Genomic DNA, 24,692 nt, shown 5'->3' with positions numbered 1-24,692 from the left:
TAACCCTTCACAATGGCTTTTTAACTTAAAGAGCCATTAAAAAATGAAAAAACTAAGCTCACTGGCTGCCGCAGTTTCTTTGGCCTTAATTGGTCAAGCAAATGCAGATCAGGTTACTGCATCAGATAAAGCCATTAAACTGGCAAAAGACACTATTTTAATCGATACCCATATCGATGTGCCTTACCGTATTCATAACAAGTGGGCTGACGTAACAAAAGCCACAAGCGATGGTGACTTTGATTACCCGCGTGCTGTGCAAGGTGGTTTAAATGCCCCTTTCATGTCAATTTACATTCCTGCAAACCTAGAATTTGAAGGCAAAGGTAAAAGCTACCAATTAGCAAATCAGCTAATCGATTCTATGGAAGCGATTGTACAACGCGCGCCAGATAAGTTCGCAATTGCAGACTCGACTGCCGATATTATAGAGCAGTTTAAACAAGGCAAAATGTCGATTGCTATGGGTATGGAAAACGGCTCACCTATCGAAGGCGACATTAAAAACCTTAAGCATTTTTATGAGCGTGGCGTACGTTACATTACGCTCGCTCACTCGCAGAGTAACCACATTTCTGATTCATCTTATGATATTCGTCGTAAGTGGAAAGGCCTGAGCCCATTCGGTAAAGAGCTGGTAAAAGAAATGAACAACATTGGTATGCTGGTTGATGTATCACATATTTCTGATGATGCGTTTTACCAAGTGATGGAAATTTCGAAAGTACCCGTGATTGCTTCACACTCGTCACTGCGTAAATACACCCCTGGCTTTGAGCGTAATATGAATGACGACATGCTGTTAGCACTCAAAAAGAACGGTGGTGTTATTCAAATTAACTTCGGTTCAAGCTTTGTTACGGCAAAGGCTGGCTCTTGGTACGATCAGCTTAAATCAGCAAAGGCTGAAAAGAAAAAAGACGGTACTAAGCTAAGCAAAGATTTTGATGCTGCTTATCGGGCTAAAAACCCGTTTCCATTTGCAAGCTTAGAACAAGTACTTGATCACATTGACCATGTAGTTGAGCTTATTGGCATCGATTATGTGGGCATTGGCTCAGATTACGATGGTGTCGGCGACTCTCTACCTACTGGTTTAAAAGATGTATCTAGCTATCCTAACCTAGTGCAAGGTCTAATGGACCGCGGTTATAGCAATAAAGACATCAAAAAGATTTTAAGTGGCAATATGCTCCGTGTATGGCAACAAGCTGAAGCATACGCAAAAGCCCATTAATCGACATAAACTCTATTTAAAAGCGCAGCTAACTAGCTGCGCTTTTTGTTTTCGGCCCTAAACCACCTACTTCAGTAGGTGGTTATCATCATTTAGGCTTTGCCTGAAAAAATACTCATGTTAATTCCTTACTTGATTTTTAGCGAAGTCATATAAGGAAAAAACATGAGTAGATACGAGAAAGCATCTCATGTGTATTGGCGATGTCAATATCACATAGTCTGGACACCAAAGTATAGGTTCAGAATATTGAAGAACAAAGTAGGCAGAGATGTTTACAGGTGCATACAAGTGTATTGTGAGCAGTTAGGGTGCAAAGTAGTCGAGTTAAATGTGCAGGTTGACCATGTTCATTTGGTAGTAAAGATACCGCCGAAGTTATCAGTCTCGAAACTAATGGGTGCTTTAAAGGGAAAAATAGCGTTAAAGCTATTTAGCAAATATCCATACTTAAGGAAAAGCAAGTTATGGGGAAACCATTTTTGGCAGAGAGGGGATTTCGTAGATACTGTAGGGATAAATGAAGAAATAATAAGACGGTATGTCAGGCACCAAGAAAAGGAAGAGGTGCAAGAGCAGGCGCAGTTAACACTGCAGTAAACAACGCCCCCTTCTAGGGGGCTAATGCAAAGCCACCTTCTTTAGAAGGTGGATCTTTTACTTTTATCATCATAAGTAATTGATAATACAAATGGCTTGTTTTAATCTGCTGATATTACAAAGCAACTTGGATGATGTGATATGTTGATTTGGCAAGGGAGTACTGCGCTGGCATTTGCAAGCATTGCACTGGGCTTATCAATTTATAGCTATACAAAAGTAAACTCGAATGACAAGCCTGTAGTTATACAGCAGGCAAAACCTAACTTAAAAGAGTTAACCATTCCAGAGCAAGACAGAGAAAACCTAGTTGCCTTACATGGCTATATTTTAGATCTCGAAACACGCATTCACGAGCTTGAAAATCAAACCCACACTCTTGACCAAGAGCAACTGACCTCATTGGTAAAACAAGCAATGGCACAGCAAGAAAGTGAGCGACGAGCTGAGATAGAAAAAAGGAACCCAGCAATAGGTTGGCTAGGAAATTTACCTGATGACTACCGCGAACGCATCAAAGCAGACCCACAATATGCCGACAGCTCAATAAATGAAGCTCTTGCTACCTTACTCAATTTGAGTAAGTCCGAAAATGAGCGCTTAGCAGCCTACGGGCAACTAAAAATGACCTTAAGCATGCTCAGGCGCGACTTAGATGAAAGCCAAGAAAATGCTGTTATCGATGCCATGATAAGCATTAGCGAATACACTAATGATCCTAAGATTCGTGTCAGTACTTTAGAGAATTTATCTCGCCAAAATAACGTCTCGCCTAAGCTCGCTGAGCATTTTCAAAAGCTGTTACAAACAGACGATAATGATTATGTTCGCAATATTTCTGCCACAGCCCTCATCGGCCAATTTTTTCGCGCCACAAGAGACGGCAACAATAGTTATGCCAGTGATTTAGCAGAACGAATAACCACTATTGAGAATAGCAGTAATGCAAAAGCTGCCGAAATCATGGCTGAAAACCTAAAAGGTCCACGCTTAAGAGAAGAACTAGATAAAGCGTTGGGGAAATAAAAAAACCGTAAGTTGCCACTAGTAAAAGGCTCTAGCTCTTGGGTTTTACTTTACGGTGCTTTTTGACTCGCCCGTGTTTAGGGATAATTGTTAAGTACATTACTAAAGCTAACCACGAAAAGAAGATGATACCGATTAACCAAGCATTCTTTTCGTGGCCTTGCGTGCGTTTACTATTGAGCACAATGACCACAGGTAAAATGTAGGCACTGAGTACGATAATTAAAAACACAACTTCATTCATATATACCAATTCACTTAATTAAAAGTATTATTGCGGATTGGTACTATACCAACGCTGACCAATCAACTTCGTCGCTCAAAACTCGTTCAGCAGCGATATAATGCAAAATATCTCCCTCACTCACCACGTAATCAAGTGGCGGGTTTAAGTCCATATTTTTTGCACTCAAATTATGTGCGACACCCAGTAATATAGCATCGTGACTATATTTAAAGTGATGAAACAGTTTGCCAAATTCCATTGCTTGCACGCCTTTTGGAATTGGTAAACTAAATTGAGTATCACCGTGCAATGTCGATAGTAACTCTTCTTGCACGCGACTTGAACCTGGGTCTTGCATTGAACGCACTAATATCTCGGCTGATTTAGCACTGCTACATTCTACATTGTGGCAATGCTCATGTAGCATTTCGATTTTAGTTTCATCAGAAAAATGTGCACTAATGTGGCACTGTTCATTTACCAACTTGCTAATACGTAATGCCGTTGTAAACGTTTGGTCATCATCTTGGCCATCAATAATAATTTTATCGGCTCGGCCAATCGCAATTCGGTTCAACTCATCTAGGTCAGTAAAGCTAGTTAAGCGTGCAAAATCAACCATCGGGTTTGCTAAAAATGGATGCTCCATTTGCTCCGTAACGGCCAATAAAATACGACGATCTAAACGTTTATGATCGGCCAAGATATAATCGACCATCTTCTTAGTACGTGTATCATGCCAACCAAAGATAATAATGTGATTGTTTATATGTGCGAAGCTTTTATCACCCGTCATAGCGCGCCTAATTAAATAAGTTACTGTTTGCCCTGTTTTTCCTAACAGAACGCCAAATAATGCTAAACCAAAAGGTATTTGCAATAATGCGACAATCCAACGGCCAAGCTCAGTGCTCGCACTAAAGTCGCCATAGCCAACTGTTGACGTAGTTACTACATAATAATAAAAATAAGTGCCAAGAGGTGTAAGAGCTTGCTCTCCTGCAAGCATAAGCAGCCACCAAATTAGTAGCATATGCAAAAGCGTGGTAAGCACCACAGCCTGCCAACTTACTTGATCAATATGGCTGCGAATAAGAACTACTATTCGATTAAAAAAATAGTGCATGATCCTTGCAATTTATCGTGGGGGAAATTATCGATACGGTACTGTAATGCAGGATATTTAGCAACAGGCGCTAAATTGAACATACATGTCGATGAAAAATAATAGTAGACTATACTATCTCTGTATTAGGTGTTTAGGGTGAAATATGTCAGGTGTTCTTGCTTCTGTTGATAAGCGTACGCAACTGGTCGGTGAAAACCGCTTAGAGCTTTTGCTATTTTACCTTCACAGCCGTCACTTATTTGCTCTAAATGTGTTTAAAGTTAAAGAAGTAGTAAAGCTGCCACCAATTAGCAAGATCCCTCATGCGCACCCAAAAGTATCGGGGGTAGTCAATATACGCGGTGAATCAATTCCGGTTATTGACTTACGCAAGGCGATTAATATGCCTGAAGCTAAAAACATCGAAGATACAAACCTAGTTATCACTGAATACAACCGCACTGTGCAAGGCTTTTTAATTGGTAAAGTTGATCAGATCATTAATATGACATGGTCAGATATCATGCCACCGCCAACCGCAATTGGTAAAAATCACTACCTAACAGCCTTAACTAAAGTAAAACGCGATGGCCAAGAACATCTAGTTGAAATTATCGATGTAGAAAAAGTGCTCGCCGAAATCGTTGAGTATGAAGTACAAATATCTAATGACATTCTTGATAAAAGTATCGTGAATGAATTTGCAGGCCGCAAAATTCTTCATGCCGATGATTCGCCAACGGCTCGTAAACAAGTAAGCGATACCTTGTCGCAACTTGGCATCGAAATCATACCTGCTCGTAACGGACTTGAAGCACTCGAAATGTTAAAAGGCTGGGCTGATCAAGGCAAAGATGTTGAGAAAGAATTACTCATGGTGATCACCGATGCAGAAATGCCGGCAATGGATGGCTACCGCTTAACACACGAAATTCGTAACGACAGCCGCATGAAAAACCTATATATCGTGCTTAACACATCTTTGAGTGGTAGCTTTAATCAAGCTTTGGTCGAGAAGGTTGGTTGTAATGCGTTTTTATCAAAGTTCCAGCCAATACTGCTAGTCGAAGAAGTTCAGGCTCGCTTAAAAGCGGTGCTTGAGCAAGATTCACAGTAATTAATTTTAGCATTTTTTTTGAAGGCATAAGCTCAAGCAACGACGTCGCAATTTGCCAATCATCGTTATTCATGATTTATTGGCACTATCGATTCGACGACAACAATAAAAACCATGCTAAATCGCGTTGCTAAACCATTCACTAATCTAGTAGAGCGTTATCTACCCGACCCGTTTGTATTTGTTATATTACTCACCTTGCTGAGCTTTATCGTTGCGAGCCTCTTTACTCCGTCAACGCCCACGCAAGTGCTCGCGGCTTGGGGTGGTGGTTTTTGGAACCTATTACAATTTGCCATGCAAATGTTGCTGGTGCTGCTAACGGGGTACATGCTAGCGAGTACCCCGGTGATGCGCAGCATACTCAACAAGCTTGCGACTTTCGCCAACAGCTCTGCCAAAGCGATTATACTCGTTACGCTCGTGTCATTATTGGCTAGCTGGCTAAATTGGGGCTTTGGTTTAGTTATTGGCGCTTTGTTCGCCAAAGCAATTGCGAAACAAACCCGCGTTGATTACCGTTTGTTAGTAGCCAGTGCCTATTCAGGTTTTATTGTTTGGCATGGTGGCTTAGCCGGTTCAGTGCCGCTGACCATCGCAACCGATGGCCACTTTGCACAGCAAAGCATTGGGGTGATAGGTACCGAAAACACAATTTTTTCGGCATTTAATATCGCTATTGTTGTGGGCTTGTTTATTATCATGCCGTTGGTAAATCGCTATATGCTGCCAAGCGAAAAAGACAGTGTTTATGTTGACCCCGCAAAGCTTGATGATGAAACGCAGCAAATAGCAACACCCACCCGCCCAGCCGAAGTCATAGAACATAGTCGTTTGCTTGGTATGGGAGTAGGTGCCGTTGGTCTTGCCTATTTATTTTATTATTTTGTGTTAAACGGAGGCGGCTTAAACTTAAATAGCGTGATCGCAATTTTCTTATTTAGCGCAATTTTACTGCATCAAACACCGCATAATTTACTTAGCAGCTTACAGCAAGCAATCCCTAGTGGCGCTGGCATTGTGATTCAATTTCCATTTTATGCCGGGATCATGGCGATTATGGTAAAAACGGGACTTGCTCAACAAATATCTGAAGGGTTTATTGCCATTGCAACAGCCGAAACACTGCCATTTTGGAGCTTTTTAAGTGCAGGGTTTGTGAATATATTTGTGCCATCAGGCGGCGGCCAATGGGCGGTGCAAGCGCCGATTGTCATTCCTGCAGCACAAACACTTGGCGCGGATATGCCACGGGTTGCTATGGCTGTCGCATGGGGCGATGCTTGGACTAACCTTATTCAGCCGTTCTGGGCACTCCCCGTACTTGCTATTGCCGGCTTAAAAGCAAAAGACATCATGGGCTTTTGCCTTGTGCAGCTTATCATCACCGGCGTGTTTATATCGTTAATGCTGAGTTTTTATCCTTAACACCAAATTAGGAAGTGATAAAGACACTTCCTAATATCTGGCAATACGAGTTAACTTGCTAAGATCTTCATTGGTAAGCTTAGGATTGGGCTTTCTGAGTCAGCAAAGTGCATCATCACAGCAACGTGACCTGCAACAACCAGTGCGTACATTACTGCTGAAAAACCTTGCCCGTAAGTATCAAGAGGAATGAGGTGTGAGTAGTGACGCCCGCGCCACTCAAAGATAATCTCAAGTGCCCCTACAAATAAGAAAAACACCAGTAGCATCAAGCCAAAGGTGTAACTCAGCCACAAGCCAAATAACACACCTAATAAACATACACTTAGGCCTATCCATGAACGCATCGAAAAACTAATGCTTTTAAGTACATGGCCACCATCCAAGGGCAGAATAGGTAACAAGTTAAATAGGTTTAACAGTGCACTGAGTACCGCCACACCGGCGAATATTTCCATTTCAGTGGCGTAGTAAAGCACCACTCCTAGCACTGAGGTAATTAAGCCAAAAGCGGGCCCCATGAGTGAGATCACCACATCTTGCCATCGAGTGGTAATTTTATCATCAGAAACAGCCAAACCACCGACAAAGGGAATAAGGTAAATACCTTTCGTTTTAATGCCAAAATATTTCATTGCGCGCACATGACCGTATTCATGCACAACCAAGCAAGCGATTAACATTAAGGCAAATTCAATGGAAAATAGCCAAGCGTAGCCAGCCACCGAAGCACCCGCTAACGCAGCTTTCACGACTTTTGCACTTTTGAATAATTTAAAACCTAATGCCAGCAAACCAATAATGCCGCGTTTTGGTTCGGCTTCTTGCAACTCAGGTAAAGCAAGTTGACTTACCTGCTGCTGATTAAAAAAAACCACTAAGCTTTTTTCGTGCACTTTACTGGTATCAAGGCCAATACGCTGCCCCTGAAAATCAAACTCATAAAGTTTTGGCTCTGGATTATCGAAGGCAATTGCTTGTTGTTGATGAAAAAGCTGAATTAACTGTGAGCCGTTTAAATGCAAAATAAAGATTTCATCTGCGAGACTCAACTGAAGTCTGACCATAGTTCTTATAAATACGAATAAAAAGTGCGGCTATTATACTTCGCACAGATAAAATTACGAGTTTCAACCCCTTAAGTGATTGTTCATTTATCATACAAAAAGAAATCAATAAACATGACTTAATGCAATTTTTCTACTACTTTTATAATAGTATTCTCATTCAAGGAATGAATATGGTTAAGTCAAATAGGCACATTCTCGTCGTAGATGATTCGAAAGCAATTTTAATTGTCATGCATGCTATTTTGAATGAGCTCGAAGTCCCTCATATCACCACCAGCTTAAGTGCTGAGGAAGCACTAGAAAAAATAAAAAAAGCCCCGAAATACTTTGATGCTGTTTTTACTGATCTCAATATGCCAGACATGGATGGCATGGAACTTATCCGCCATTTAGGCGCCATGAAATACCAAGGTGCAATTGCCATTATTTCTGAGATGGACCCTAAGGTTATAGACCTAGCTGCTGACTTAGCTCGCAAGCATAACGCTCACTTAATTGGTAATGTTTCTAAGCCAGTACAATTAAATCAAGTTTACTTACTACTTCAAAAGTTGGAACACTTTGCTATTCATGTTGAACGAACTCAGGCGCCTATTTCTGAATCATTACTACTGCATGCTATCAGCCACAATGAAGTGATCCCGTTTTATCAGCCTAAAATTAATCGTCATGACAACCGGGTTGAAAGTATTGAAGTATTAGCACGGATCAACACGCGTCAAGAACAAGAAATCATTTTGCCCGAACGCTTTATTTGTGTTGCTGAAGATTTGGACTTGATAAACCTTATTACTTTTCAATTATTTGAAAAAGCCACTAGCGATTTTATTGAAATAAAGGAAAACTTTGATCAAAACTTAAAGCTCGCTTTCAATTTATCACCCTCGCAACTAGAAGATTTAAGCTGCCCAGATAAACTTGCGTTAATCTTACACTTAAATAATTTAACTCCAAGTGAAATCATCCTCGAAATCACTGAGCAGTATGCACTTAGAAGTGCGGCACAGCTCGAAACACTCAACCGTTTACGAATGCGCGGTTTTGGTATTTCGCTCGATGACTTTGGCACTGGCTTTACTAATGTTCAACAACTCAAAACGCTACCGTTTACCGAAATTAAGATCGATCGCACCCTGATTAGCAATATTGAAACCGATCAGTTTTCCCAAGTGATTGTTAGTAGCTTAGTGAATATAGCGATACAAGAAGATCTCGCTATTGTAGCCGAGGGCATTGAGCGAGTGGAAGAACTCGAATACCTCGACCGCTACAAAGAGTTTATTCTTATGCAGGGCTTTTTGCTGTGCCGCCCGAAAGCCAAAGAAGACTTTTTAAATTGGTCACTCTCATGGCGACAAATGGTAAAAACCGCAGCGGGGCATCGCCGCTAAGGTTTACGCTTATCGTCACTGACGATGGTATTACTCGATGCTAAACGTTGTCGCCAACGCTGTTTGGCGACTTTTTGCATATTAGCTGATTGATCGTGCTCATCAACAATTTCGAGCCCCATTAATGCTTCGATTAAATCTTCAAGGGTGACAATACCTTGCACATCACCGTATTCATCCACGACTAAACAAATATGCGTGCGCTCAGACAGTAAGGTTTCGAGTAAAGTCGGCACATGTAAGGTTTCTGGTACGGTGTAAATAGGCTTAACGAGCTTGCTAATTTTATAGTCTTCACCTAGACGATGATAAGCCAGCATAATGTCATTTTTATGCACAAAACCAATAATATCATCACCATTTTTGTCATAAACCAATACCCGAGAAAACGAAGAAGAACCATGCTCCGCCAAGTATTGGTTTACAGTTAAATCTTTATGTACTTTAAAAAGCACCGTACGTGGTGTCATTAAGGTATCGAGTTTGGCATGACGAAAATGCAGCAGGCTGCGAATGATTTCAGATTCATCTTGCCCAAGGGCTCCAGATTCAGTACCAATATCAGCCATGGCTTCAATTTCTTGGCGAATATAATAGGCTTCATCGTAATTACGCCCTAAAAAGCGCGTTAAAATATCTGCAAACCACACAAAGGGTTTTAGAATAAACACCAACCAAATTAGGCTCACACTAACAATGGGTGTTAATCCTCGCCAATAATTAGCCCCTAATGTTTTCGGAATAATTTCAGAAAGCACCAACACCAATAGCGTCATAATTGCAGAGGCAACGCCAACCGCAGCATCTGAAAACACCACTGCAGCTTGTGCGCCAACACCAGCTGCGCCTGCCGTGTGCGCTATGGTATTTAACGTAAGTATTGCTGCCAGCGGTTGGTCTATATTGTCTTTAAGCTTACCAACACGTTTTGCCAGTTGTGGTTGTTGCTTTCTGAGCATGGCAACATAACTTGGCGTAATACTTAACAGTACCGCTTCCATCACTGAGCACAAAAACGAAACCGTAATAGCAACAAACATATAAACAAGTAACAATGTCACTGTAAGCCCTCTTAAAAAGTTAACCTGCTCACCATAGCAATTGAAATCCACAAGCTCAAACCCGACTGCAATCTAACGCAGAGCACTTTTTGGCTAATTTGCAGCGTGCTATATTGGTTTAAATTACCTTCAACAGGCGAAACTATGACACTTTCAACTACTTGGCTAAGCCAATCAGCCAAGCTAAAAACAACATTTAGTGCATTAGCGTTATGTGCGTTAAGCAATACTGCGATGGCCGCTGCCATTGATAAATCAGCGGTGCAATTTATTGGCCCTCTTGACGAAGATATGCAACTTAAGCCATATCAAACGGATCATCGTGATGCCATTATTGCTAACCTATTACCAAGCTTGCAAAACAGCAGCGATAGCATGCGTGTTTTTGGTAATGAACTTGACTGGCAATCATTCGATAAAGTGAGTGCGCTAACACTTGGTGGTTTACAGGCACTCAAATTTACCGCCTCAACTGAACGTTTTAGCCAAGGCTCATTAACACTTAAAGGCATTGAAAACGCGCAGCTATTTATTGATGGTGAAAAGCAAACAGAAAAAAATAAAAGCTATGAGCTAGCTTTAAGCCAAGGCGATCATCAGTTTATTATCATCACTGAGCAAGTAGCCAACTGGAATGAGGTTGAGCTTGATTTTACGGCTAAGTCAGAACTAGATGCTGTGCAATTTAGTGCTAAACAACAACACGGTTTGTCGGCTAAGCAATTATTCGATGCGCCAACGGTTAGTTATATTTCAATGGCACCAAATGGCGATTACTTCATAACTAGCCAACGTCATTACGAAGATGCAACCGCTAATCAAGCGCAATATGTTACTGAGCTTAAAGACGCAAAAAACAATACACTTTATCGCTTTGAGTCAGCCCAGCCGAGTAACATAACTTGGAGCCCAGATAGCAAAAGCTTAGTGTATTTATTAAATGGCGAGCTTAAGCGTTTAAACCTAAAAACCATGCAACTTAGCGTCATTGCTAAAAACCTCGCGGGTGCAAGTGGCTTTCAGTTTTTCGATAACAACAGCTTAATTTTTAGTTGGTCGAAGTCTCCAACAGACAATGGCAAGCTCGCTAAACATTACCAAGGCCTGCAAGACCGTTGGTCTTATGCTCGTACCAAGTCGCAAGTCTATTTACTCGATATCGCCACAGGTCTAAGCAAAATCTTAAGCCAAGGCCCACTTAGCCATTCACTTGAAGATTTTGACGCTAAAAACGGCCACGTCTTAATGAGCCGCTCGGCACAAGCAATGCAGCTATCACCACAACCAGCAACAGAACTTGTTGAGCTAAACCTAGCTACATCGGCTCTTACGGTACTGGGTCAATACAATACATTTAATCAGGCTAAATATACTGACGACGGAATTTATGTCACTGCCGGACCAGATTTTAATAATGGCTTAGGTCGTAATCTTCCTGAAGGAATGCTTGCTAATAACTATGACGGTCAACTTTATTTGCTAAGCCGTGACGGTAAAAAGGCAAGCGCGCTAAGTAAAGAGTTTAACCCGGCTATCGGCCAGTTACACGTACTTAAAAACGGTGATGCGCTTATTAAAGTGACCGAGCAAGATACCGTACAACTTTATCAATTCGACTTAAGCAAAAAGCGTTTTAATAAAGTGAATACGGGTTTTGATGTTGTTGAGCAAGTTAGCTACTCACACGAACGCACCCCGCGCATTTTGGTTACCGGCACCACAGCGTCAACACCTCAGCAGTTAAAACAACTAAGCTTAGGTAAAGGTCGCGCTAAAGTAGTGTGGGACTCTAAGCCAATTGGCTATAAAAATACGCAAGTAGCCTCACTGGAAGAGTTTAACTTTACTAATAAAGATGGCATTGAAATTAAGGGCCGCGTTTATTTACCCCATGATTTAGATAGCAATAAACAATACCCTGCACTGGTTTATTATTATGGTGGTACATCGCCAGTAACCCGTGGTTTTACCGGTCGCTACCCATTTAACCTATGGGCTGAGCATGGCTATGTTGTTTACGTTGTACAACCTACGGGCGCAACCGGCTTTGGCCAAGAGTTCTCGGCTAAACACGTCAACGCATGGGGTGAATACACCGCCAACGATATCATCGACGGCACAAAAGCCTTTTTAGATAAATATAGCTTTGTAGATAGTAAGCGTGTGGGTAATTTAGGGGCCTCTTACGGCGGCTTTATGACCATGCTACTCGCAACTAAAACAGATATGTTCAGTGCATCGATTGCTCATGCTGGAATTTCAAACATCACCTCGTATTGGGGCCAAGGCTGGTGGGGTTACTTATACTCAGCTGAAGCATCTAAAAATAGCTATCCGTGGAACAATCCTACACTTTACAGCCAACACAGCCCGGTTTTTCATGCTGACAAAGTAACAACGCCGTTATTACTCCTTCATGGTGATTCAGATACCAACGTACCGGTTGGTGAAAGCCACAATATGTACACGGCATTAAAATTATTAGGTAAAGATGTTGACCTGATTGAGTACAAAGGTGCAGATCACCAAATTTTTGCTCGTGATAAACGCTTCGACTGGTGGAATACCATGTTGGCTTATTTCGATAAAAACTTAAAAGATCAGCCACAATGGTGGCAATACCTTTATCCTGAAAAGTAGTTTAATCCCTTGGCTGGGCACTGTGTGAGTGCTCAGCTTTCATCCTTTTAAACTATCGCTAAGCCATTAAATTGTAAGAAATAGTTATAAACCTTATCATGACTCTTCTCAGCCTTTGCCATACAGTGCTAACATTACAACAAATCAAGTGTGAAATTAAAGCGAATGACTATTCAAGTTTTATTGGTTGAAGACGACGAACTACTCGTTAAACGCATTCTTAATCATTTTAATGAAACTGAGTTTAATATTGAGGTAGATTCAACGGGTGCAGATGCATTAAGCATTGTACAATCGCGTGCTTCATCAAAAAAAGCAATCTCTTTAGCCGTTATCGACATTGTGTTACCAAAACGCGATGGGCTTTTGCTTGCCAAAGAGCTTAATGCACTAACAGACATTGGCGTTATTGTGCTGTCTAGTCGTGACTCGCAAGCTGACCGTATTGCTGGTCTTGCACAAGGTGCCGATGACTACATTTGCAAACCAGTTGATTTACTTGAACTTGAACTAAGAATGCGCGCCCTGTTTAAACGCATAAAAGGCTCTCAGCAAGATGATGAGAGCGAAGAGTTTATTGAATATGCCGACTTTAAACTGCACCCTGATAACCGCACATTAGTCACCCCTAATGGTGAAGAGTCTCGTCTTACTGAAGCAGAACACAAGGTACTTATTTGCCTTATTGCAAATGCGGGTAAAGCGACATCACGTGAAAAAATTTCCGAAGAAATTGGTCAGCCTGACTGGAGCCCAAGCGATCGTACCGTTGATGTACTTATTGGCCGCTTACGTAAAAAACTCAGTGATGAAAAAGACCAAAAGCGTATCGTAACCGTTCGCGGTAAAGGCTACATGCTATCAATTTAAAAGCTCACTAAAACTGCGTTAATTGGCTTATTAGCCGTTCAAACGCACGATAATTCAACGCCTCTTTTAATTCGTTTAAAGTAATTGCAGGCTGTGCTTTTAGGTCGCTAATGGTACGTGCCACTTTAATAATGCGATGATATGAACGCGGTGATAGCGCCAGTTTTTCGCTGGCTTTTGCTAAAAACTGCAACTCAGCAGTTGCCAACTCACAATGAATGCTCATTTCTTTATTATTCAAGCGCGCATTCACTTTGCCTTGTCGGTTGAGTTGAATTGCATAAGCTCTTTCGACTCTGGCTCTTACTTGTTCACTGCTTTCTTCTACTTGCGTGCTCTGCAATTGACTACTGGTGAGTCGCGGCAGCTCAATTTGTAAATCAATCCTATCGATAAATGGCCCAGATACCCGAGATAAGTACCGCAATACTTGATCTGGCGTTGCACGCTTATCAGTATGACTTCCCGTTGGGCTAGGGTTTAACGCAGCAATTAACTGAAACTGTGACGGGAACTCCATTTGTCGTGCCGCACGCGATATAGTCACCACACCTGTTTCCATTGGTTCACGCAATGAGTCGAGCACTTTTCTTTCAAATTCGGGTAACTCATCTAAAAACAGAACGCCATTATGAGCGAGAGAGATTTCACCCGGTTTAGGATTTGAGGAACCACCAACAAGGGCAACAGCAGAGCAAGTATGATGTGGGTTTCTGAAGGGGCGTTCACGCCAATTCGATAAATCAACCGATTGACCAATTATCGAATATAACGCGGCAGTGCTAATTGCTTCATCATCCGACATGGTTGGCATAACCGTTGGCATACGCTGGGCAAGCATTGACTTGCCAGTACCTGGAGGACCAAGAAACAATAAATTATGGCCACCAGCCGCAGCAATTTCGAGTACCCTTTTGGCTCCAGGTTGGCCTTTCACATCACTTAAATCGAGTAGCGAGTCACGCTGCGACTGCTGCTCTGGATAACAAATATTAAGTGGCAGAGGTTGCTGATTTAATAAGTCATTCCAAACATCTTGTAAGGAGTAAACGGCTTTTCGAGAAACGCCCGACACAAGACTTGCGAGATTGTCGTTTTCAGCGGGTAAGAAACAACAGCGACCCTGCTCTTTCGCTCCTAACACCGAAGGCAAAATAGCATTCACCCCTCTTACCTCACCATTTAAAGCCAGTTCTCCGTAGAACTCATAACGATGAATATCGGGGCAGTTTATTTGCCCAGAAGCGACCAAGATACCCACTGCAATAGCCAAGTCAAAACGGCCACCCTCTTTAGGTAAATCAGCAGGCGCAAGGTTGACGGTTATTCGTTGGTCAGGAAAGCCAAACTGTGAGTTTTCGAGTGCGCTACGCACTCTATCTTTTGACTCTTTGACTGACGCTTCTGGCAAGCCAACGATATGAAAAGCAGGTAAGCCGTTGCCTAAGTGTACTTCTACAATCACTTCAGGAGCTTGCACACCTACTTGTGCACGAGAAAATATTCTAGCTAAAGACACGATCCATGATGTCCCTATCATTCATTCTTAATACTAATCTTAGTCGGGATATTTAAAAACGTGTAATGTAAGGTGCCATTTCATTGCAGCTAAACGCAGTGATAAGGTCATAAGCATAGCCAACACCATGGCCATTTCGGTCACTAAACCCAGTGAGATACTTAATGTGTAAACAATCCCACCTGCGATGCAAGTAATAGCATAGAGCTCACCTTTTAACAGCATCGGCATATTTCCAGCCAACACATCACGGATAACGCCACCAAAACACCCTGTGATCACACCCATAATAATCGCGGTGGTATCAGGCATACCGGCAAGCATGGCTTTTTGCGCCCCCATCACCGCAAAAAATGCTAAACCAAAAGCATCTGCCACTTGCAATGCATTAAGTGAAATCGAACGCTGTTTATTGATTAAACGAGTGGTAACAAATACAGAAAGTAATATAGCCCAGAAATAGCTTTGATCATGTAACCAAAATACGGGCACATCTAAAATAACATCGCGCACAGTTCCACCGCCAATAGCAGTGACTGTGGCTAACACAACAACCCCAAAGCCATCCATTTTTTTGTCGTACGCTAATAGCGTTCCAGAAACAGCAAACACGGCTACGCCGATTAAATCAAACCAATGGTAAAGTTCAGTCATGTTTGTAACTAAAAAGTAATGTTAGTGCCGTTGTAACATAAACTTTTCAATCTTTTAAGCGAAGATTAGATCTAAGTAGATTAGCTGGTGTGTATTTTGATTTACTACGACTATCAATCCTAAAAAAACAGCCCAGTACTTCATACTGTGCTGGGCTTTATATACCCAAACCATTTCAAGGTGCGAGTTTCAGTTGGAATTAAAAGCGATTTAGGCAAGGCATTGATTGCAAGTAATAGTGGTTCTATTGTTAAAATCAATAACGCAGTATAAATCGCTTTTAAACCAACCCTTTGGGCGCTTCGCAGGCACTTACTCTCATCGTTGTTACTTCTTAAAAGGGACTGCCATTCTTGCAAAGTAACGCCTTGATTTAAAGCACCTGTGAAACGCTGAATTCTGCATCTTGAGGTGGTTTGGGTATAAATTACTGCTTAATTAAGCTGCCTGACAAAAATGTATGTAATGCAGGGTCATCATCGTCGTTATAGCTTTCTGGTACTTCAAAACCTAAAGTTTCAACGCTAAATCCTCCATCAACGGTTGTGATAGGAGTCATTAACACGCCATAACCATAATTCTGACTCTCAGTAGCCTCACTAAACATCATTAAAGATCCTAAATGCAGCTCCCAAGACGCACTACGAACTTCACCATCTAATTCGAATGAAGCGCTGCCATCTTCAGCAATGACAATATTTGATGTTTCAACACCACCACTCTCGGCCATATAGGTGAAAATATGTGTACCAATTAAGTCGACTTCGGTAAAAGAATCTTGCTCAATAACTCGCGTAATTCTTTGCATTACACCGAAGTCATCGCCATCTTTAAATTGTAAAAAGTTGCCTTGTGCTTTGACAATAAAGTGCGGGTCAGCTTCTTCTATTGGGCTACCGTATGTTTTTTCATAGAAATCGACAAACACTTTTTGATTCTCAATATCATAATTATAGTAACCTCCAGATATACCCAGCTCATCATTTTCAGTGTCATGAGCAAGCTCTAAGAAAGTACCGTCTTCTTTAAATATGCCCATAAAGAAGTCACCATCAAGCGACCCATCGAAATAAGCACCTACTAGTGGATTTCCCAGACTATAAATACGTGTTAGTACAACATCACCTTCCCCTTCAATTTCAAGAGTAAGTGTATCTGCAGAGACAGACGCTATAATGCTGCCAGCATCGTCAATCCCAAAACTTCCATTGGTATCTTCGCTTAGTTCAACAGCAAACTCACCTGTACTCTCATTCCAAGTAAAATCGCCTAACTCAAATCCCGGATGAGCATCATCAACGCCTTCATCTGCCATTGCTTGAATCTGAATCCACTTCCCATCACGTAAAACCACTGCAACATCAGGTTCATCGGCAAGTTGCCAGGCGCCATCTAACGGGTGCTCTGTTGTAGGGCGATCAATATCAACCTGCGCTTCCGCCATCGCTTTATCAAAGAACCAAGCTTGCTTATCACCTTCAGTACAACTCGCTGACTGCGCATAAACACAAACCGTTAAGAAATACCTATCAAAGTCACTAACCTCTGCTTGCGATGTATTAAACATCAATTTGCCGGAGGCTAAGCTGTAGTCATATTCAGTTAAAACTCCAAGATATGAAAAGCTAATTCTACGTTTATATTCATCTAATTCATCGTTATAGATTGTCTCAACTTTAATAGTTTCAACACCACGTTCCCTTGGCGAATAAAGCTCAATAAAACCAACGTTTGTCGGATAACCATTTTCATCATAGCTAGCGTTTTCTTCTAACCAGTAGGGAGCAAATTTAGATACGCCATATTCATTAGAAACTGAGAAGTTACGAAGATGTGATGAGTAATCCTCTGGGCGTTCGGTTCCGTCATAATTAAAAAAGCGATACTTACGGTAAGTAAAGTTTTGCCCGTTATTGGTTGCTAGCAGACGTTGAGAAAACTCACTATATACTTGGCAAACATCATCTTCAGGGCAGATTGGCTGAATGCCATTACTTGTAAAATAGTTATAACGTAAGAATTCTCCATCACTACTTACTTGCCAAGAACGAAAGTTTTGATTCAAATTAAAATTCATTAAACCATCGTCATAAACGTCGTAATGAAGGTCTGTTTGTGGTGAGTTATAACCTTGGTACACAGTCCATTTACCAAGTAGATCTGCTTCAGTAAATGAAAGCTGGTTATCTTTCACCATTAAACCAGTAACTGTTCGCGAGCTATCATCTGTTTTAGCTTCGAGTGATGCAGCAAATTGATAACCAACTTGTACATTTTTAACTAACCAAATTGCGATGTCATAATTGATACTTTCTGCGCTATTACTTATAAGCAGTTGATTCTCATCGACTTGCCAAGTAACACTTACAGGCGCTTTATCGTTATCAGTGAGCGTCCCAGTTCCACCAGAAAGTAGCTCAATACTTACAGCACTACTATACCCACCAAACTCGCTCAAATTATCAATAACCCAAGTACCAATAAGCTCATCTGCTGTCACTGCAAGTGTTTGTCGTTGTTCAATAAGGGTGGCGTTATAATTAGATTCAGAGCTGTTATACACTTCACCGCTGTTACTGAAACGAGTTTCAGTTTTGCGAGAAAACTCTACAGTTCTATTAGCATCATTCTCCAAGAGAATAATTAGATCTAACTCAACTAAATACTCACATACCTCCTGCTGCTGATCATTTTCATCATTGCTAAATGAGCAGTTTATAAGTACAGGCTCAGCTAAATTAATTGTAATATCCTGCTCTTGCTGAGACCAATTAAAGCTTGTATCGACATCAATCAAACTAGCATAGCCAGTTCCATCAGCCTTAAACTCTAACTGCGCAGTTGATGCTCTATAGTATTGCGGCTGCATTAAAATATACTCACCCACAATACTAGTAACGGTCTGATCTACAAGTTCATCATCTTCTTTAATTTCTTCTTTTGTCGATTCAATTAGACCCGGTTCTTGGCTCTCTACGGTATTAACAAAGTTATCAATATCCTCAGAATTTGATACAAGGTCTAAGGTTGATTCGACGCCTTCAGGAAGTTCATAGTTTTCGTTATCAACAATAATTTTAATTAATGATGCTAAAAGTAACTTCTCATCCGCATCAACAGCTAACAATGCATCATCGAGTGCTTCTTCGGAGTTGATATCAGCACCATCACGAGTCAATAATGCAAACTCTGCGGTAGTAACATTAGTTACATTAACGCCAAAATTATCCTCTTTACTAAGTTTTCCATCAGCTCCTGCTTGCGCCAGCAAAGTTGAAATTGATTTTAGCTGTGAGACAAACTCTACACCGGGATTAATTGAATTATTACCATATGCGACTAGCTTCACTAATTCATTTGCATCAGAATCATCCACTTCAATATCTACGCTAAAACGACCCTGGGCATCCGCGGTTACTTCAAACTGTTCATCACCAATTTGAACTACAACACTAGAATTAACAATTGGCTCATCAGTTACAATGCCTTCAAATGTTATTTTTAGTGCCTTGCGCTTCAGAGCTATATTAACTTCTGCACTTGCAGTTGCATCGTCATCATCTGTTACAGTCAAAGCAAGAACAATATCTGCATCTTCTTCAACTGCAGGTGCTGTAATTGTTAATGTGCTTGTATCGCTACCAGAAAGATCAAGGGTAGGACCAGATACTTGTGTCCAAGCATATTGACTAATGCTTCCGTCACTATCAGTCGCTGTCGCCTGTAAAACTAGCTCCTCTCCCTCTAGTAACTCTGTGTCACTGTTAATTGATACTGTTGGACTTTTATTCTCTTCAGCAACAGGAGGGGTATCATCTTCGTTATTGCTATTATTCCCACCACAAGCTGTTAAGCTAATAATACTGGCTGCGAAAAGTAATTGTTTTATAAAATTCATAGACCTGAAATTTGGAGGGCTCATCATGTTAATCCTTACATTGATTGCGGTATAGCTCACTAAAAAGAGGCAACTGCAGAGCAGTTGCCAATCTCAAAGGAAGCAAATCTTAATAAACACATGAACAAGGTCAGCGCTCGATCACTCTTTTAACCATAAATTAGACTTTATGTTTGCCCGTCAATTTGAGTACTTCGAAGCATGTTTTCCCGTTCATTTTTCATTAAGGTTTTATGGTAGATGAGTTATTCAAATTGTGTGTACTGAATGCCGACAAAAATGTACTCAAATACGACATGTAATTAAAAAACAGTAGGTTAAAGTTTTTGACATTGATATTCTTTTGCCGTCACACCATATTTTTCTTTGAAAAACTTAGAAAAATACGAACGTGAGGAAAAACCAACATCATCTATAACTAGACTTACTTGGCGACCCTGCTGTAACAACTCAGCAGCTCTTTGCAATCTATATTCGCGAAGATATTCACTTGGTGTGATATTTAACAATACTTTTAACTTTCTTTGGAATTGACGCTCACTCAATGCTAAGTGCTTCGCACATTCAAGCATAGAAAAGCCCTGCTGATGAAAATGCTCAGCAACATATTCAGCTAACTTTTCAAGCAGCTTTTTGTCTCTCGGATCGAGTGAAAAGGCCGTTTTTTGCTGAGCTTTATGTGGCGACTTTTCAGATTTCGATTGTTGTGCATATTGAGCTACCCAACCTAGCCAGTTCTCAATTTTTAAAAATAGCTCTTCTCTATCGAATGGTTTAGTGATCACATCTAGCGCGTGTTGCTGCAAACTACTCACTCGAGTTTCATAATCGCCCTTTGCGGTCAAAATAATTACTGGGATATGGCATGTAACGGGCGAGTTATGTAATGAATCTAACACAGTAAAGCCATCAACTTTAGGCATCATTAAATCAGTGATGATTAAATCTGGCACTTGGCTCAAAGCTATTTGCAATCCAACTTGGCCATCTTGCGCTAATAAAACTTGGTAGCGGTGTTGTAACTCAGATTTAAGGTAATGGCGTAACTCATCGTTGTCTTCAATAATTAATACACTGGCTTTATTCTGCACTTCATTTGATTTTGAACTGATACTTGCAGCAGAAGCTTGAGCTGCAAATTGCGTTGCTTGAAATGAAAGTTTAAAACTAGTTCCTTCCCCTAAGCGACTTGCCAGCACAAGCGTGCCTTTGTACTTATCAACCAAACGCTTAACGATGGCTAGGCCAACGCCACTACCTTCTACATTTGCATGACTACTCACTCTGTAGAAAGTATCAAATACTTTGCCTTTTTCAGCGTCTGCGATACCTTTACCTGTGTCTGTTACTTCTATGTTGGCAAGCTCACCTGATACGCTTACAGTTAAGCTGACTTGACCTTGCTGAGTATATTTAAATGCATTGCTTAAAAGGTTGGTAAGAATCGTGATCACCCCTTCTCGGGTGCTTTCGATAAATACGGCTTCTTCAATATCGACCTTAAAGTCGATAGACTTTTCACCTAACACAGCAAACTGCCCTGCGACCTCTCTGGCAATTGCCGATAGTGACACAACTTTTATAATCTCTTCATGGCGCTCATCATAACGAGTCAGCGTTAATAGCTTATCAACCAAATTTTCTAAACGCCGGCTATTTCGCAATACCAAATTCAGCTGCTCACGCTTTTCAGTAATTCGCTCATCAGCTATTAGCTTTTGCAACGGCGCAATCAACAAACTCAAAGGAGTACGTAATTCATGAGATGCATGCGTGAAGAAGCGTACTTTATTTTCGAGTGAATCACTCAGAGCTTCAGCTTGCTGTTCGATGAGCGTTTTTTGCTCTGCGATTTCGTCGGTACGCTCACTAACAATTTGCTCCAGATAATATTTTTGTTTGCGTATCCGGCGAGTCCAAAGCACTGTGAATAGCCAGACCATCGCCAAAATCAGCATAGCCGCTAACAGATAAAACTCACTAGTTTGCCACCAAGGAGCAAGAACGGTTATGTTTAACAGTAATGGAGTGAGCACATTTGCCCCGCTTTCACTACTAGCATTAACTTTCAACTGATATTTACCAGCAGGAAGGTTAGTATAATCAACAGATAAAAAAGGCCCTGTAGCTTTACGCCATTGCTGTTCAAAGCCCGCTAACTGATAAGAGTACAGGTTAGTCTGTGGCTCAGAGTAGTGTAGGTAACTAATCTGAAAGTGAACCCGTTTGATGCCCGCAGGAATAGTCACTGAACGGCTTTTTTCTATTTGGTATAAACTGCCTAAACGACTGACTCCTTCGTTTACCACATCCTCATCATCAAATTGCAAACTAGTAAGTGCCAATTGCCCGCCAATAGTATTAACTTCAAGGTCAGCAGGATTAATGACACTCACCCCCTGTGTGCCACCAAACATCAAGCGGCCATCACGGGTTTTTAAATAAGCACCGGCATTAAATTCATTACCTTGTAAGCCATGGCGAGCTTTATAGTTTTTAATGCTCATGGTTGCAGGATCTATTTTAGCGAGGCCGTTGTTGGTACTGAGCCAAACCCAATCTTCATTGTCTTTTAACAATGCATAAACGACTTGATTAGGAAGGCCTTGAGCGACATTAAACTGATGCACTTGCTGATTGCTCAAATCAATAATATTTAAGCCGTTCGACGTTGCGAGCCACATTTGCTGGTCAATTTCTAAAAACGCACGCACTGTATTATCAGATAAAGCCAAGTCGCCTTTGCGATAATTAGTGAGAGTATCGGTTGCAGCGTTGTAATGATAAGCCCCATCACCATCTGTGCCTATCCAAAGCTCTGCTTGAGAGCTTTTATATAAACTCGTCACCCGCGCAGTCGGAATTATAAGTTGTGTATTCGCTACAGGCTGTGCAAAACTAATAAATTTGCTGCGCTGCCTATCAAAGCAAAACAGCCCTCCACCATTCGTGCCAACCCAGACATTATTTTTCTCATCGACTAAAAGAGCATATATACTGTTTTCAGTTAAGCCATGCTCGCCTTCACCTGCTCGAAAGTGACTGATGCTACCATCGGTATGCAAAACATCAATCCCTTGCTGCCAACTGCCAATCCATATATCGCCATTACGATCTTCGGCAATGGCTTTAATTGCATTGCTACTGATTGAATACGGTGAACTTTCGGTGGTTATGCGCTCTAAACGATTTAATTGCTGATCAAGAATATCGATACCGCCACCCCAGCTGCCATACCAAATACGTTGCTTTGAGTCTTCAAATAGCGCCCACGCATCGTTACTTGAAAGTGGCGCTGGCTTTTTTAACTTACTAAATTGCAATGATGCTGGGTCGAGCTTACTGATCCCATTGGCAGTACCAAACCACATAATGTCGCTACTGTCTCGGTAGATACTATAAACCCGGTTATGAGCAAGACTATATTTATCAAATGGGTCATGTGCTAAAACGGTGAAGCTTGCATTAATTGGATCGTAAACATTAACCCCGCCACCTCGCGTTGCCAGCCAAACTTGGCCTTGGCTATCAAACTCAATATCACGAATTTCATTACTGCTAAGCCCAACACCGCCATCATTAGAGGTAAGCCACTGCGTCATTGTTTTAGTGCTTAACTCAATCTTATATAAGCCACCACCCTGACTTGCCAACCAAATACTGCCATCAGCTGCCTGTTTGATAGCAAAGATACTGGCATGAATATCTATTGGCTCAGCAAAGCCAGAAAAAATAGTATTAATTTGTTGTTTATTAATAAGATCATAATGAAGTAACCCAGCTCCATGGGTACCAATCCAAAGGATGTCGGCAATTTTTGATAGCGCATAAATAGGCTTTTTTAAGTCTGTTATTAACCTTTCAAGTTGCTGTGTTCGCTTATCGTAACGAAACAGGCTGCCGTCGTAAGTACCAATATAAACGTGCTGTTGCGCTACCAATAAACTGGTGATGCGACGCTCTTTTAAGAGTGGCTCAGAAAATTGATAATTATGTAATGCAAGTTGGTTTACACCACTATTTCGCGTACCTATAAACAGCTGTGATTCGCTATCAAGTGCCAATGGATAGATATAGTTATTTGCTAGGCTATTTGTCTCATCAGAGGCTGTGAATACGGTAAACTTATTGCCATCATAACGGTTTAAACCTGCCTGCGTCGAAAACCACATAAAACCTTGCTGATCTTGCACAATATCGAACACAACACTTTGCGATAATCCATCCTCAATATCGTAATTATGAAATGCAGACCAAGCTGAAGGTAAAAACAGAACTGCTAACAGCGCTATAAAAAAACGGATCATCCCTAAATCTACACATTTATTATTAGTTATTAATCAAGCGTAGTTCAGTTCAGCTAACATTCATAATCATTTCCCAATTTAGGGATGAATAACCAAGATAGATATCAAGGGGTTGGATTTAGATGCGAGTTAGCGAGGGTAAAGGCTCTAGGTTATAGGTCAAGCATAACCTTGGGAGTGTTTTATGGTGGTTTGGGTTTACCAAAGAAAAGGTTTACATGTATTGTGTTGGGTTTCGCTGCGCTCAAACCAACCTACCTGAAGAATGAACAGGCAGAATGCTGAGTGAGACACCACACTAAACAACCCTCTCGATCTAATCTGACGTCTGACAGCTGATAGCTTTTTCACCCATAAAAAAACCCGAGACTAAGCTCGGGTTTTTCTTAATGCTTAATGCTTAATGCATCACTATAGTTGATTACTCAACGATAGTTGCAACAACACCAGCACCAACTGTACGGCCACCTTCACGGATAGCGAAGCGTAAACCTTCGTCCATCGCGATTGGGCAGATTAGTTCTACAGTCATCTTGATGT

The 24,692-nt window shown here is 41.2% G+C and carries 17 protein-coding genes; 8 read left to right on the top strand and 9 right to left on the bottom strand.

From position 1 onward, the window contains the following. Positions 1-43: 43 nt before the first annotated feature. The 3 genes from IRQ78_RS15565 (at position 44) to IRQ78_RS15555 (ending at position 2,863) form a co-directional block, all read left to right on the top strand. A complete protein-coding gene (locus IRQ78_RS15565; RefSeq protein ID WP_194442642.1) occupies positions 44-1,237 on the top strand; it encodes a dipeptidase in 1,194 nt (397 codons plus the stop codon). Positions 1,238-1,402: 165 nt separating this feature from the next. Further along, positions 1,403-1,837 carry an IS200/IS605 family transposase gene (tnpA, locus tag IRQ78_RS15560; RefSeq protein WP_194442641.1) on the top strand — a complete coding sequence of 145 codons (435 nt, stop codon included), beginning with the start codon at positions 1,403-1,405 and terminating at the stop codon, positions 1,835-1,837. A 141-nt stretch (positions 1,838-1,978) separates the two neighbouring features. Next, positions 1,979-2,863, top strand: coding sequence for a hypothetical protein (locus IRQ78_RS15555; protein ID WP_194442640.1), 885 nt, complete (start codon positions 1,979-1,981; stop codon positions 2,861-2,863). Positions 2,864-2,894: 31 nt separating this feature from the next. On the opposite strand, the gene IRQ78_RS15550 is transcribed toward IRQ78_RS15555, so the two are convergent. Next, positions 2,895-3,107, bottom strand: coding sequence for a hypothetical protein (locus IRQ78_RS15550; protein ID WP_054554498.1), 213 nt, complete (start codon positions 3,105-3,107; stop codon positions 2,895-2,897). A 43-nt stretch (positions 3,108-3,150) separates the two neighbouring features. Next, a complete protein-coding gene (locus IRQ78_RS15545) occupies positions 3,151-4,215 on the bottom strand; it encodes a potassium channel family protein (RefSeq protein WP_187490135.1) in 1,065 nt (354 codons plus the stop codon). Between the two features lie 145 nt (positions 4,216-4,360). Between IRQ78_RS15545 and IRQ78_RS15540 the strand changes: the two genes are divergently transcribed. Then, the gene (locus IRQ78_RS15540; RefSeq protein ID WP_054554500.1) at positions 4,361-5,314 is read left to right on the top strand and encodes a chemotaxis protein CheV; all 954 of its coding nucleotides are present in this window, start codon (positions 4,361-4,363) and stop codon (positions 5,312-5,314) included. 114 nt (positions 5,315-5,428) lie between these two features. Next, positions 5,429-6,742, top strand: a complete 1,314-nt coding sequence (locus IRQ78_RS15535) for a short-chain fatty acid transporter (RefSeq protein WP_054554501.1) — start codon at positions 5,429-5,431, stop codon at positions 6,740-6,742. 50 nt (positions 6,743-6,792) lie between these two features. Here the strand turns inward: IRQ78_RS15535 and IRQ78_RS15530 are convergent, their stop codons facing one another. Further along, complete coding sequence (locus IRQ78_RS15530) at positions 6,793-7,809, bottom strand: metalloprotease (protein ID WP_194442639.1); 1,017 nt, start codon at positions 7,807-7,809, stop codon at positions 6,793-6,795. A gap of 173 nt (positions 7,810-7,982) precedes the next feature. Here IRQ78_RS15530 and IRQ78_RS15525 point away from each other — a divergent pair, with 173 nt between their 5' ends. Next, positions 7,983-9,203 carry an EAL domain-containing response regulator gene (locus tag IRQ78_RS15525; protein WP_054554503.1) on the top strand — a complete coding sequence of 407 codons (1,221 nt, stop codon included), beginning with the start codon at positions 7,983-7,985 and terminating at the stop codon, positions 9,201-9,203. Here the strand turns inward: IRQ78_RS15525 and IRQ78_RS15520 are convergent. Beyond that, entirely contained in the window at positions 9,200-10,264 is a 1,065-nt protein-coding gene (locus tag IRQ78_RS15520; RefSeq protein ID WP_166338889.1) for a hemolysin family protein, read from the bottom strand. The genes IRQ78_RS15525 and IRQ78_RS15520 overlap by 4 nt on opposite strands. A 144-nt stretch (positions 10,265-10,408) precedes the next feature. Between IRQ78_RS15520 and IRQ78_RS15515 the strand changes: the two genes are divergently transcribed. Together IRQ78_RS15515 and IRQ78_RS15510 are read left to right on the top strand one after the other, a co-directional pair. Continuing rightward, positions 10,409-12,904 (top strand): alpha/beta hydrolase family protein, encoded by a 2,496-nt coding sequence (locus IRQ78_RS15515; RefSeq protein ID WP_194442638.1) that lies wholly within the window; start codon positions 10,409-10,411, stop codon positions 12,902-12,904. A 165-nt stretch (positions 12,905-13,069) separates the two neighbouring features. Continuing rightward, entirely contained in the window at positions 13,070-13,774 is a 705-nt protein-coding gene (locus tag IRQ78_RS15510; RefSeq protein ID WP_194442637.1) for a response regulator transcription factor, read from the top strand. 7 nt (positions 13,775-13,781) lie between these two features. Here IRQ78_RS15510 and IRQ78_RS15505 read toward each other — a convergent pair whose 3' ends face one another. The 5 genes from IRQ78_RS15505 to IRQ78_RS15485 all read right to left on the bottom strand — a co-directional run. Further along, positions 13,782-15,293 (bottom strand): YifB family Mg chelatase-like AAA ATPase, encoded by a 1,512-nt coding sequence (locus IRQ78_RS15505; RefSeq protein WP_194442636.1) that lies wholly within the window; start codon positions 15,291-15,293, stop codon positions 13,782-13,784. A gap of 39 nt (positions 15,294-15,332) precedes the next feature. Next, a complete protein-coding gene (locus IRQ78_RS15500) occupies positions 15,333-15,947 on the bottom strand; it encodes a trimeric intracellular cation channel family protein (protein WP_138600951.1) in 615 nt (204 codons plus the stop codon). Positions 15,948-16,374: 427 nt separating this feature from the next. Beyond that, complete coding sequence (locus IRQ78_RS15495) at positions 16,375-19,872, bottom strand: PKD domain-containing protein (protein ID WP_194442635.1); 3,498 nt, start codon at positions 19,870-19,872, stop codon at positions 16,375-16,377. A 290-nt stretch (positions 19,873-20,162) separates the two neighbouring features. Further along, on the bottom strand, positions 20,163-24,152 hold the full coding sequence (locus tag IRQ78_RS15490; protein WP_194442634.1) for a hybrid sensor histidine kinase/response regulator transcription factor: 3,990 nt from the start codon (positions 24,150-24,152) through the stop codon (positions 20,163-20,165). Between the two features lie 421 nt (positions 24,153-24,573). Continuing rightward, on the bottom strand, positions 24,574-24,692 hold a 119-nt coding region (locus IRQ78_RS15485; protein WP_456107211.1), incomplete at its 5' end, for an EF-Tu C-terminal domain-related protein.

The sequence above is a fragment of the Pseudoalteromonas simplex genome, assembly GCF_015278155.1.
In the GTDB taxonomy this organism is placed as follows: Bacteria; Pseudomonadota; Gammaproteobacteria; order Enterobacterales; family Alteromonadaceae; genus Pseudoalteromonas; species Pseudoalteromonas simplex.
Note: the sequence above shows the minus strand (reverse complement) of the source record. Positions and strands in the feature narration are given on the sequence as shown.